An 11,791-nucleotide genomic window follows, 5' to 3' on the forward strand; every position below is an offset into this window, starting at 1 on the left:
TCGCGGGATCGTCATGAGGGGCAACCCGACAACACCGGGCCGCAGGGATGGAATGAAAATGATGCCTGCTGAAACCGCATCGCAGTCTGGAGGCGGATGACCGGAGAGGTCACCGAAAGCCAAACCCGACGTTGAGACGGGACGTCACCATGCTTTCGCGATCGGGAAAATGGCGGGGCCGGAAACCCGGCCACCGCAAATGCCGCATCGGCCAAATCAGCGAGCCCTCCTTATAGAATAAAATTGAGGTGCCATTAAGGCCGCTGCCGCAGGAAAGCCATATTTCCACAGGGATTAAACATGCCGCGCAAAACTATGATGCAGCTTTGCGATAACGACATGCGTAAAAACAGGACCCGAAGCGCGAGGGTGAATCTTGCGACGCGCTCAGTCATTTACGGGAAACAGGCGGATCAGCTTCGTTCTTTCCATCTCCGCTCGGCCCGATGCCGACATGATACCGCGGGCCAAACAGAGTTCTATGTCCCGTCCGATATCGAGCGGTACCAGCATCGACAAAAGCAAATCCACTTGCGTACAAAGCAAGAGGGTTTTCGCACAATAATTCTTCGGGCCGAGCGGCTCGCTTGCCGCTAGCGCATAACCCCGAAATCGGAATCGATTTTCCGAAAGGATTACGCGCAAACTCAAAGTGTTAGAGCGTCCTTAGTGCGTCTGAAAAGACGCGCGGCGCCCTTGCCGGCGCGTCGTGGCGGGGCAATCCCTGTATCGCATATCGGTTAAAGATGGGGGTTACCGGTTTCGGCGGCGTCTTCAGCTTGCCGAAATGATGTTCGAGCGCCAGCGAGAGCATGGCCGGCGAGGTGACGCCCTCCTCGAACAGCCTGATCAGCAGCACGGCCGCGACGTTGAAGACCCTTTCGTCGTCGATCAGGATTCTGGCGTCGTAACCGGCGTCGTCGAGCACGCCTTGAAGCATGTCGAGATCGGATGAGGTCAGATGCGATTTTTCGGAAGTGGAAGACATCGGTCCTCCTTTCATCGGGGCGAGGATACGAAGATCCTCAGTCGGCAGCGCCCGTTCAATGGCTGCCGAAGTTGCGACCATGCGCCTTTCGCCGAGGCAACGCAACGGGATTCTTGCCGCAGATCTAGCTCCGGTTCATGAGCAGCCCGCACCGGTCAGAGTGCGGGCTGTGAGGATCATTCCGCCGCTTGATAGGCAGGCCTCCGGGCGGCCGATGTCCGCGGACCGGCGGCGGCAAGCAGGGTGATCGCCACCGCAAGCGTTGCCACGAAGGCGATGCCGGCGACGTAGGGGTTCCAGCCGAAATGCGGTGCGGCGCCGAAGACCGCCGAGGCGGCCGCAAGCACGATGCCGCCGCCGATCTGGAAGGAGGCGAAGAGCAGCCCGGAGGCGAGCCCCGCCTTGTCATCCTCCACATCGGAAAGGGCCGCAACCTGCACCGAGGGGTAGGTCAGGGCGTAACCCAGGCCGAGCGGGATCTGCGAGAACACGACCAGCAGGATCGGATCGACATGTCCGAGTGCGGTAACCCAGAAGACGTAGCTGAAGGCCTGCAGGCCGACACCCACTGCCATCAGCCGGGTAGCGCCGCGATTTTGCGCGACCGTCGCAAAACGTGGCGCCAGGAACATCACGAAGACACCGCCAAGCGCGAAGCAGAAGCCCGTCGTGAAGGCCGACCAGCCGATGACGTTCTGATAGTAGAGCGTCGCCAGAAACTGGAAGCCGACATAGGCACCCTGGAAGAGGGCGGCGATCGCATTGGCATGCCGGAGTTTGGCGCGGCGGAACATGCCGAGCGGCACCATCGGATCGGCATGGCGCGCTTCGACCAGGAGGAAGAGCAGGATCAGCACCAGCGACGCAGCGAGCGAACCCCAGGTCGGGAACGCCTGCCAGCCGGCGGCCGCGGCGTTGGTGATGCCGAAAACGAAGAGCAGCAGCCCGGGCGTGATCGTCAGCGCGCCGGCCCAGTCGAAGGCAGGTCTCGGTCCCGCCCTTTTCGGGTCGGCGGGCAGCACCAGCGGCGCCAGAACGAGCGTCAGGATGGCGACGGGCGCGCCCATGACGAGCGTCGCCCGCCAGCTGAAGATCGTCGCGGCACCGCCGAGCACCATGCCGAGCACGAAGCCGGCGGCGCCGGTGGAGGAGAAGACACCGAGCGCCTTTGCCCGTGCGGTTCCCTCGCCGAAGACGGAGAGAAGCAGCGCTAGGGCTGCAGGCGCCGTGAAGGCGGCGGCAATGCCTTTGATCAATCGGGCGGCGATCAGCGTCGGCCCGCTATCGACGAAGCCGCCGGCGATGCTGGCGGCGGCAAAGATCGCCAGCGACCAGAGGAAGACGCGGCGATGGCCAAAGACGTCGGCGACCCGGCCGCCGAGCAGCAGGAAGCCGCCATAGCCGAGCACATAGGCGCTGACGGCCCATTGCAGCGATGTCGCCTCCATGCCGAGTTCGGCCTGGATGGCGGGAAGCGCAACGCCGATGGTGGAGACGTCCATGGCGTCGAGAAAATTGGCGGCGCAGAGCAGCAGCAATGCCAGCCCCGCCCCGCTTGGCGATTTGGAAAGAGTCATCGAAATCGTTCCTTCTTCGCTGCCGCCTCATCGGGGGAGGTTGCCGGACGGCAGGGAACGAGAAAATGTACAGCTTCCTTTCCTATTGCAAATTGATAGTAGCCATGCCAGGTATTGCTGACGATGATGAATGATGCCACTCTTCGCAAGATCGACCTCAATCTCCTGCTGGCCTTTTCAGTGCTGATGCAGGAGCGCAACGTCAGTCGTGCCGCCGAACGGCTGCTGCTTGGCCAACCCGGCCTGTCGGCCGCTTTGCGGCGCCTGCGCGAGGCCCTGGACGACGAATTGTTCGTACGTGTCGGCCGCGGCCTGCAGCCGACGCCGCGCGCCCTTTCCATCGCCCCGGCGATCGAGGATGCACTGTCGGGCATCGAGCGCGCCATCCGCCCGCAGGCCGAATTCGATCCGGCAAGCTGGCAGGGCGAGTTCCGCATCGGCATGTGCGACAATCTCGAATCGGCCTTCTTCGGCCCGCTTGCCGCCCGTCTTCTCCAGCTTTCACCCGGCGCCCGGCTGATCGGCGTCGCCTCCGAGAAACGCGATGCCGCGCGCCGGTTGGACGAGGGCGTCTTCGACTTCAGCGTCTCCGTGCACGACGAACCGGCCTCTTGGCACATTCGCGCGCCCTTGTTCGACCAGGCCTCAATCTGTATTTACGACGAAGCTCAACTCCGGCTAAAGGCGCCGCTGAGCCTCAAGGACTTTGCCAATGTCGCCCATGTCACGGTCTCGTTCGAAGGCAATGCCGCGACCAGCATCGACATCGCGCTGAGCCGCACCGGGCACGTCAGACAGGTGGTGGCGACAGTGCCGCGCTTTTCCGCCCTGCCGACTGCGCTGCGGGCCATGCCCGCCATCGCCACCGTGCCGGAATCGATCGGCCGCTGCATGGCGCAATTGCATGGGTTGACGATCTGTCAGCCGCCGCTTCCTCTCCCCGCCGATCCGGTGACGATGCTCTATCGCCGTATCGACCAGGCCGACGGCCGGGCGCGCTGGTTCCGTCGCCTGTTCCTCGAGGTCGCCAGCCAGGCGCTCGAAGCCTCCGGCTGCCGCGTATCGATCTCGAGAGTTGCCGCCTGACCCCTTAAAGTTCGCCTTTGTGAAAATACGCTTCGAGGCGGTAGCCGTCCGGGTCGATGATGAAGGCGGCATAATAGAATTGCCCGTAATCCGGCCGCACACCCGGTTCACCATTATCCGTGCCGCCGGATGCGACGGCCGCCGAGTGAAAGGCATCGACCGCGGCCTCATTAGGCGCGACGAAGCAGAAATGCAGCCCGGATCGCATGTCGGCAACCACGGGCTGTTCGACCTGCATCACCCAGAGCCCGACCCTTTCAGGGCCGTAGCCAATCATGGTGTCGGAATTGGACAGGCGCTCATATCCGAGCGGCGCCAGCGCCGCATCGTAGAAACGCCGGGCTCTTTCGAGGTCTTTTACGCCGATGGAGATATGATCGAACATCAACTGCGAACTCCCTATCTTCCGCTAATCCCCGAAGGACTGCTCACACCCAAGATGGCTCGACGCCAACAACTTTCAACCAAAGCATGTCACGCAAAAGTCTACAGCGGATTTGCGACAACGACATGCGTAAAACAAAGACTTAAAGCGCGAGGAGTGAATCTGAAAGATTGCGATGCGCTTTAAATCAACGAAGGGGCCTGTATCGTGGGTGTGGATCATTCATGGCCGGCGATCCTGTCCAGCGCCTTGGCGAAAAACGCAGTCCTCCGACTGCAGCTGCCTGCGGCAATGCCTGAGGCTGGACATTGCCGCGCATCCGCCCAGGTCTCGTTCTAAACAGCGCCCCCGGCGACGCTTTGCATCGGCTGCAGGTTCGTCACCTCATAGGTCCAGACGCGAAACGCCTTCAGCATGTGCGGCCCGAAGGAATTGATGAGCGGTATGTCGGCGGCGTCGCGCCCGCGTGCGACGATGATACGACCGATCCGCCGCGTGTTGTTGCGTGGATCAAATGTGTGCCATGCACCGTCCAGGAAGACCTCGATCCAGGCGCTGAAGTCCATCGGATCGACGACCGGAATACCGATGTCGCCGAGATGGCCATTGATATATCGGGCAGGAATGTTGAGGCAACGGCACAACGCCACTGCGAGATGCGCAAAGTCGCGACAGACGCCGACACGTTCGTGAAACGCCTCGAAGGCTGTCCGCGTCGATCGCGCCTGCATGTAGTCGAATTGGACGTGGCGGTGGACGAAGTCGCAGATCGCCTGAACGCGGCCCCAACCCGGTGAGACTGTGCCGAACATATCCCACGCAATTTGACTGAGACGATCCGTCTCGCAATAGCGGCTGCCCATCAGGTAGACGAGGCAATCATCCGGCAATTCCGAAACCGGGAGTTCCCTGGCGCCCGGCAGCGACCTGTCCGGTTTGCCGTCGTCTTCGATCGTCGCATCGCCCCATATGGTCAGGTCGCCCGCTGGGGCAACCAGCCGGAGACAGCGGTTGCCGAAGAGATCACGGTAAGTCGAAGTGCGAACATCCGGCGTGGTGAAGACCGTTTCCGGAATTCTGATGTCGGCCGCACGATCATCATGAACCGACAACAGGCATACCAATGCGGTCGGCTGCGGGCAGGTCAGTGTCATTTCATAGCCGTAACGGATCAACATAGAGCGTTCTCTCGCGTCCGGATCCGCCTAGCGGAAATCCGCCGCAGTTAGAGTTTAGAAGGCGCGGCGGCGGTAGGAGTAGGCTTTGCGTGCCACGTCCTGAATGGAGTTGCGCAGGACGTCGAATAACGAAAGCCAATTCGTTTCCGAAGGCTCGGTTCTTTGCAATGCGGTGTCGGATTTCGCCAGAGCGCCAACCTCGATGAAGAACAACACCTGGAACAGGCCGTCATGGCCGACGAAGCGCACAGCATTTCGCGCCGCATCGAAGCTACGGCTTTGGTTCAGGAAGGCTAGCGCCACGGTTGAGCCGGCGGGGTCTCACGAGCACTCCGAGCGGCGTCCGACAGCCTGAGCCATTCCTTCCGGTATCCTATGTTGAGAAGATTGAAGGACATCACGTCTTTTCCGGCGTCCGAACGGCTCTTGCCGGTCAGGGCATGGTCGGCGTGCACTGGAACGCCTGCGGATACACGATAGACGGTCCACGAACGGGCGGATTCGATCCGGCGGTCGTGTTCGATCTCCATGGAGTAGCGGCCGGACGCGCCACATTTGTTTTCCCATGTGCCGACGGCAAAGGCATTCCGTCTTCGTTCGGCTTCGTCTTCATGGCTGTTCACGATGTCAACCTTTCGTCATTCGGGCCGTGGCCAAGGCCAAACGTCCTCTCGATCAGTGTTGCGCCGCTGCCGGCGGGCGAAAGGTTTACCAGTTCCAGACTGTCTTCCGTCGCGACCCGCTCATGACGTTCATCGTCACTGCGGATGCGGTATTGCAGCACATTTCCTCTCAGAGGCAGTGTGGCGGTAATGCGATATGTCTCGGGGAGCTTGGAGGGAACGACCAGGAACCCGTCCTTCACCCGGACGGTTTGCCCCACCTTGAAGATATGTGTTGCCGCCTCGCGTCGGATCGAGCGTCCATTGCGTTGCGGGATGCGCGTAGCGGTCATGATGGTTTGTGGTCCTTTTCGAGCGCGGTTTGGAGATCTGAAAGGTGGACAGGCATCATCTGCTGCGTCGAACTCTGCGCGGCGATCGCCGGCAGGTGGATGAAGGCGCCGACCCGTCGCCAGGCAAGCCTGGAAACGCTGTCGATCGATTCCTCGTCATAGTCGACGCGGTATTCTCCGGCTGGCTGCGCCCCGTCGAAACCGGGCAGGCGGAATGGAGATGAAAAACGGACGACGGTTTCTGTGGTGCGACTTGTCACGGCTGAGGCCTCCGCAGGAATACACTGATGCGTTCCTGTATCGTTGAGATCCGAGCCGGACGAACTCGAGGCTGCCGGTACATCCGCGGTCAGCGCCAAGCTCATTCCGGATCGGAACAGGCGAAATGAACGCCGGAACGACGTCATACATTCGCTATCGAGAATTCAGTGGTGATGGCGGGTCGTAGGTCTCTGACACCGCGAAGCCAAGTCGGCCAAATCGACGAGGCCCATCATTACGCCTTGATTGAGTTTAAATCAAGATAATTCGGATTTATCTATAAAAAACGCCAAATTAACGCGACGACATGCTAAATAAAGTTGAGCGCTGCGGCGAAAAAAATTCTATTCATTTCCAGATTAATACAAAATATCCGCTCAAATTGATTTCCTGAATTTTTCAAGAAATTCCCTGGGTGAACAATATTTCTTGGCACTCCTAACAATCGAGTGCCACGGATGCTATTTATGTACTGCAGCCGCCATACGCGCCGGCAGCAGAAAGACCTCTATGAAATTCCGCTCACTTCACGACCGCGTCGTCATTCGACGTGCGGAAGGCGATGTCAAATCCAAGGGTGGGATCATCATTCCAGACACCGCCAGGGAGAAGCCGCAGCAAGGTGAAGTGGTCGCAGTCGGCCCGGGCTTGCGCGACAAAGGCGGCACTCTGGTCCCGCGCGATGTCGAGGTCGGCGACATCATGGGCATCGTCGAAAAGACCGAAACGGCTGCCGACAAAGCCGCCTGAGGGTCGAATTTCCGACCCGCATCTCAAGACCGAACTGGGAAGAAATATCATGTCTGCCAAGGAAATCAGATTCTCCACCGACGCGCGCGACCGCCTGCTGCGCGGCGTCGAATTGCTCAACAACGCCGTCAAGGTGACGCTTGGCCCGAAGGGTCGCAACGTCGTCATTGACAAGGCCTATGGCGCACCGCGCATTACCAAGGACGGCGTTAGCGTCGCCAAGGAGATCGAACTCGAAGACAAGTTCGAGAACATGGGCGCGCAAATGGTGCGCGAGGTGGCTTCGAAGACCAATGATCTTGCCGGCGACGGCACGACGACGGCAACGGTGCTCGCCGCCTCCATCTTCCGCGAAGGCGCAAAGCTTGTCGCTGCCGGCATGAACCCTATGGATCTCAGGCGCGGCATCGATCTCGGCGTTACCGCCGTCGTCAAGGAAATCCAGGCGAGGGCGATGAAGGTCAAATCGTCAGGCGAGATCGCGCAGGTCGGCACCATTGCCGCCAATGGCGACGCCACCATCGGCGAGATGATCGCCAGGGCGATGGACAAGGTCGGCAATGAGGGCGTCATAACAGTCGAAGAGGCGCGAACCGCCGAAACCGAACTCGATGTCGTCGAGGGCATGCAGTTCGATCGCGGCTATCTCTCGCCCTATTTCGTCACCAATGCCGAGAAGATGCGCGTGGAACTGGAGGAGCCCTATATCCTCGTTCACGAGAAGAAACTCGGCAGCCTGCAGGCGATGCTGCCGATCCTGGAAGCCGTCGTACAGACCGGCAAACCGCTGCTCCTCATCTCGGAAGACGTCGAAGGCGAGGCGCTGGCGACGCTTGTCGTCAATAAGCTGCGTGGCGGCCTGAAGGTCGCAGCCGTCAAGGCGCCGGGCTTTGGTGATCGCCGCAAGGCCATGCTGGAAGACATTGCCGTGCTAACCGCCGGCCAGATGATTTCCGAGGATCTCGGCATCAAGCTCGAGAACGTCACGCTCGATATGCTCGGCCACGCCAAGCGTGTGCTGATCGACAAGGAGACCACCACGATCATCGACGGCTCCGGCGAGAAAGCGGCCATCCAGGCGCGCATCCAGCAGATCAAGGCGCAGATCGAAGACACCACCTCCGACTACGACAAGGAAAAGCTGCAGGAACGCCTGGCGAAACTCGCAGGCGGCGTCGCGGTCATCCGCGTCGGCGGCGCGACCGAGACGGAGGTCAAGGAAAAGAAGGACCGCATCGACGACGCGCTGAACGCCACCCGTGCGGCGGTCGAAGAGGGCATCGTGCCCGGCGGCGGCGTGGCACTGTTGCGCGCGAAGTCGGCGCTCACGGGACTGACCGGGGAGAACGCCGACGTGACGGCGGGCATCTCGATCGTGCTCAGGGCGCTCGAAGCCCCGATCCGGCAGATCGTCGACAATGCCGGGTTCGAGGGCTCGATCGTCGTCGGAAAACTCGCCGGCAGCAATGATCACAATCAGGGCTTCGATGCACAGACGGAGACCTATGTCGATATGATCGAGGCCGGCATCGTCGATCCTGCCAAGGTCGTGCGCACCGCTCTGCAGGACGCCGGTTCGATCGCGGCGCTGCTGATCACCGCCGAGGTGATGATCGCCGACATTCCCGCAAGAGACACTGCGCCTGCTGCCGGAAATGGCGGCATGGGCGCTATGGGATACTGAGGCCAGCCTGAACCGGTCCGGCGTCGCCGGACGGCACAACCCTATAAACTGACAGGGAGAATTCCAATGTCCGTGCAGAGCAGCAGCAAGACGTCGATTACTCAGCGTTTCGACAGTTACCAACCATCCAAGACGCTTCTCGTCTGGGCCTGCGTCGTCACGGCGATCGCCACGATGATCATCGGCTTCAGCTGGGGAGGCTGGGTCACAGGCGGCACATCAAGCAAGGCGGCCGCCGCCGCCGGCGACACCGCACGCGGAGAACTGGCGTCGGCCATTTGCGTCGAGCGGTTCAAGGCCGCGCCGGATGCGGCCGCTAAACTCGTCGAGTTCAAGGCGATTACCGAAGGCTATAAGCAGCGTCAGTTCGTTGAAGCCGGCGGTTGGGCGACCATGCCTGGGCAGACCTCACCCGACAGCCGCAGTGTTCAAGGCTGCGCCACTGCGCTTGCCGTCTGACACCGTTTTGCAGAGCGCTCCGACATATCTGCGGAGCGCTCCCACTGTTGAAGCAGGAAATGACCATGATCCGTTTCGTGAAAAAGAGCGACCCGCAGCCAGCCGCAGACGACGCCGGCGAAAGCGTTAAGAAAATCCGCGAGGCAGCCGCCGAGGGGCCCAAGAAAGCCGCCAACGACAGCACCCGTCGCCGCGCGCCGCAGGCGGCGGAAGATGACGACGCGCTTATCTGAAGTGTGGACTGATGTCCTTGAACATGCCTCCAGCGCAACAAGTGCGAAGCGGGCGTAGGGCGCGATCGAGGAAAGGCCCCGGGGCTCTTGAAGACCTAGCGATAGTCCAGCCAGACTCCGCCGCCATTGGCGGACCGCACGCAATTTTCCACCCAGCGCACCCCTTCCAGTCCGGCATCGACATCGGGAAAGACGAGGTCTTCGATGCCCGCAGGGGCGAGGCCGCGCTCATTGTTGATGGCAAAGCCGAAGCGGCGATAGAGGTTCGCCCAGGCTTCGAAGAGACCTTCCGGGTGACCGCCGCCGATCCGGTCGTCGATCCTGGCCTCGGGGCAGAGATAGTCCATGCCGCGCTCGAGGATGCGGGCCGGTTCGCCCTGGATCTCGTAGGAGAGCTGGTTCGGCCGCTCGTCCCACCATTCGATGCTGGCCTTCGAGCCGACGATGCGGATCTTCTGGCCATGCATGGAGCCGGCATTGACGGCGCTCGACCAGATGGTGGCGATCGCGCCATTGTCATATTCCATCAGGGTCACCGCATTGTCTTCGAGCGGCGCGCGGCTTTTGACGAAGCTCTGGCGGGTGCAGAGCAGCCGCCTGATCTTCAGATGCGGCAGGATGACCTTGGCGATATAAAGCGGGTGGGTCCCGACATCGCCGAGGACATAACTGGGACCTGCGAATTTCGGATCGACGCGCCAGCGCGTCGCGGGATTCTGCTCCTCCACCGCAGCACTATGGAAGCCATGGGCGAATTGCAGGTTGACGATGCGGATCTCACCAAGATCGCCATTCCTGATCATCGCGCGCGCCTGCTCGATCATTTGGTGGCCGGCATAGCCATAGGTCACGCCGACGATACGGCTGCGCGCCTCCGATAGCGCCTTCAGTTCCTCAGCTTCGGCGATCGTAAAGCAGAGTGGCTTTTCGCAGATCACATGCAGATCATGGTCGAGTGCTGCTTTGCAGATCGTGAAATGGGTATTGTTGGGTGTTGCGATCGACACGGCCTCGATGCCGTCGGCCCGCCCGGCCTCGGCCGCAAACATCGTCGCATAGTTCCGGTAGCTTCTGGCTTCGTCGAGCCCGAGATCGATGCCAAAGGCGCGGCCGCGTTCCGGATCGATATCGAAGGCGCCCGCCGCAAGGGCAAAGACGTCGTCGCGATGCGCTGCCGAGCGATGAATATAGCCAATCTGGCTGCCTCTGCCGCCGCCGACCATACCCCAGCGGATCGGCTTTCTCCTGTCATTCGTCATCATCTTTTCCCTAAAAACCAACCGACCTGAGGTAATCGCGGCTTTGCTTCACATCTTCGAGGCTGCCGGCGACATTGAGCGGATCGCGCTCCTGCTCGACGGTGATGAAGCCATGATAGTCGATCTCCTCGAGCGTCCGCCTGACAGCGGGATAATCGATGACGCCGCGGCCGATCGGGCACATCACACCCTGTCCGCAGGCATCGAAGAAGCGGATCTTCCAGCCGAGCACACGGTCGAAGACGGTCTGGTCGATGTCCTTGAAGTGGACGTAGTCGAGCCTGTCGGCATAGCGGCGAAGCATCTCCACAGGATCCATGCCGGCATAATAGCTATGGCCGGTGTCGAGGCAGAAGCCGGCGATCTCCTGCGGAATGTCAGCGGCCACCCGCTCGATCTCATCGGCGAATTCGATATAGCCGCCCGCATGCGGGTGGATGACGGCGCGCACGCCATATTTGCGCTCGGCGAGTTCGGCGATCGCCGTAATATTGGCGACCATACCGTCCCAGGCCTTGTCGTCGAGACGCGGCGCACGATCCGAATGGCCGGCGGCATAGTCCCGCGCGTCGTGCCCCCAGTCCATGACCGTGAGATAAGGGGTCCTGAACCGCTGGCCCGCCACCTGTTCGGGCTGCGGCAGCCTGGTGATGACGGCGCAGATTTCGTCCGTCTGCCGCAGCAATGTCTCCCGATTTTGAGAAGAGACCAGATCGTCGAAGATCGTGCCGGCGACGATGAAGAGATTGCGCTCAGTGAGCGCCTTGGCGACGGGCGCATCATTGAGCGGCACGTAACCATAGGGCCCGAGTTCGAGACCGCCATAGCCGGCCGCCGCCGCTTCGTCGAAGACGCGCTCCCAGGCGGGAAGGTTTGGATTGTTGACGTCATCCACGCCCCAGCAGCAGGGGGCTGTCGTTATCGTGATGGTCACGGTTTTATTCCTGATAGCGGGGTGCCGGGCGGAGGCCGACGA

The 11,791-nt window shown here is 61.2% G+C and carries 16 protein-coding genes; 5 read left to right on the forward strand and 11 right to left on the reverse strand.

The window, feature by feature from the left end:
• Positions 1-387: 387 nt before the first annotated feature.
• The 3 genes from N2600_RS34435 to N2600_RS06220 form a co-directional block, all read right to left on the reverse strand.
• Positions 388-651, reverse strand: a complete 264-nt coding sequence (locus N2600_RS34435; RefSeq protein WP_311202877.1) for a hypothetical protein — start codon at positions 649-651, stop codon at positions 388-390.
• A 4-nt stretch (positions 652-655) separates the two neighbouring features.
• Complete coding sequence (locus N2600_RS06215; protein ID WP_260110488.1) at positions 656-1,069, reverse strand: hypothetical protein; 414 nt, start codon at positions 1,067-1,069, stop codon at positions 656-658.
• Between the two features lie 95 nt (positions 1,070-1,164).
• Entirely contained in the window at positions 1,165-2,565 is a 1,401-nt protein-coding gene (locus tag N2600_RS06220) for an MFS transporter (protein WP_260110489.1), read from the reverse strand.
• Between the two features lie 123 nt (positions 2,566-2,688).
• Here N2600_RS06220 and N2600_RS06225 point away from each other — a divergent pair, with 123 nt between their 5' ends.
• A complete protein-coding gene (locus N2600_RS06225) occupies positions 2,689-3,651 on the forward strand; it encodes a LysR family transcriptional regulator (RefSeq protein WP_260110490.1) in 963 nt (320 codons plus the stop codon).
• 4 nt (positions 3,652-3,655) lie between these two features.
• On the opposite strand, the gene N2600_RS06230 is transcribed toward N2600_RS06225, so the two are convergent.
• The 6 genes from N2600_RS06230 to N2600_RS06255 form a co-directional block, all read right to left on the reverse strand.
• Positions 3,656-4,036 carry a VOC family protein gene (locus tag N2600_RS06230; RefSeq protein WP_222386215.1) on the reverse strand — a complete coding sequence of 127 codons (381 nt, stop codon included), beginning with the start codon at positions 4,034-4,036 and terminating at the stop codon, positions 3,656-3,658.
• Positions 4,037-4,371: 335 nt separating this feature from the next.
• Positions 4,372-5,214, reverse strand: coding sequence for a transglutaminase-like domain-containing protein (locus N2600_RS06235; RefSeq protein WP_260110491.1), 843 nt, complete (start codon positions 5,212-5,214; stop codon positions 4,372-4,374).
• A gap of 54 nt (positions 5,215-5,268) precedes the next feature.
• On the reverse strand, positions 5,269-5,517 hold the full coding sequence (locus N2600_RS06240) for a DUF1488 domain-containing protein (RefSeq protein WP_260298443.1): 249 nt from the start codon (positions 5,515-5,517) through the stop codon (positions 5,269-5,271).
• On the reverse strand, positions 5,508-5,837 hold the full coding sequence (locus N2600_RS06245; protein WP_222386218.1) for a hypothetical protein: 330 nt from the start codon (positions 5,835-5,837) through the stop codon (positions 5,508-5,510). The genes N2600_RS06240 and N2600_RS06245 overlap by 10 nt, the downstream gene beginning before the upstream one ends.
• Positions 5,834-6,169 (reverse strand): hypothetical protein, encoded by a 336-nt coding sequence (locus N2600_RS06250; protein WP_170278298.1) that lies wholly within the window; start codon positions 6,167-6,169, stop codon positions 5,834-5,836. The genes N2600_RS06245 and N2600_RS06250 overlap by 4 nt, the downstream gene beginning before the upstream one ends.
• Positions 6,166-6,429 (reverse strand): hypothetical protein, encoded by a 264-nt coding sequence (locus N2600_RS06255; RefSeq protein WP_170278297.1) that lies wholly within the window; start codon positions 6,427-6,429, stop codon positions 6,166-6,168. The genes N2600_RS06250 and N2600_RS06255 overlap by 4 nt, the downstream gene beginning before the upstream one ends.
• A 511-nt stretch (positions 6,430-6,940) precedes the next feature.
• Between N2600_RS06255 and N2600_RS06260 the strand changes: the two genes are divergently transcribed.
• From N2600_RS06260 to N2600_RS06275, 4 genes are all read left to right on the forward strand, one after another.
• A complete protein-coding gene (locus N2600_RS06260; RefSeq protein ID WP_017963568.1) occupies positions 6,941-7,180 on the forward strand; it encodes a co-chaperone GroES in 240 nt (79 codons plus the stop codon).
• 49 nt (positions 7,181-7,229) lie between these two features.
• A complete protein-coding gene (groL, locus tag N2600_RS06265; protein ID WP_260298445.1) occupies positions 7,230-8,864 on the forward strand; it encodes a chaperonin GroEL in 1,635 nt (544 codons plus the stop codon).
• A 66-nt stretch (positions 8,865-8,930) separates the two neighbouring features.
• Positions 8,931-9,323 carry a hypothetical protein gene (locus N2600_RS06270; protein ID WP_260298446.1) on the forward strand — a complete coding sequence of 131 codons (393 nt, stop codon included), beginning with the start codon at positions 8,931-8,933 and terminating at the stop codon, positions 9,321-9,323.
• A gap of 65 nt (positions 9,324-9,388) precedes the next feature.
• Entirely contained in the window at positions 9,389-9,556 is a 168-nt protein-coding gene (locus tag N2600_RS06275; protein WP_260298448.1) for a hypothetical protein, read from the forward strand.
• A 95-nt stretch (positions 9,557-9,651) separates the two neighbouring features.
• Here the strand turns inward: N2600_RS06275 and N2600_RS06280 are convergent, their stop codons facing one another.
• A complete protein-coding gene (locus N2600_RS06280) occupies positions 9,652-10,818 on the reverse strand; it encodes a Gfo/Idh/MocA family protein (RefSeq protein WP_260298449.1) in 1,167 nt (388 codons plus the stop codon).
• Between the two features lie 7 nt (positions 10,819-10,825).
• Entirely contained in the window at positions 10,826-11,749 is a 924-nt protein-coding gene (locus N2600_RS06285; RefSeq protein WP_260298450.1) for a sugar phosphate isomerase/epimerase, read from the reverse strand.
• Positions 11,750-11,791 lie beyond the last annotated feature (42 nt).

Source organism: Rhizobium sp. WSM1274 (assembly GCF_025200775.1).
Taxonomy (GTDB): Bacteria; Pseudomonadota; Alphaproteobacteria; order Rhizobiales; family Rhizobiaceae; genus Rhizobium; species Rhizobium leguminosarum_I.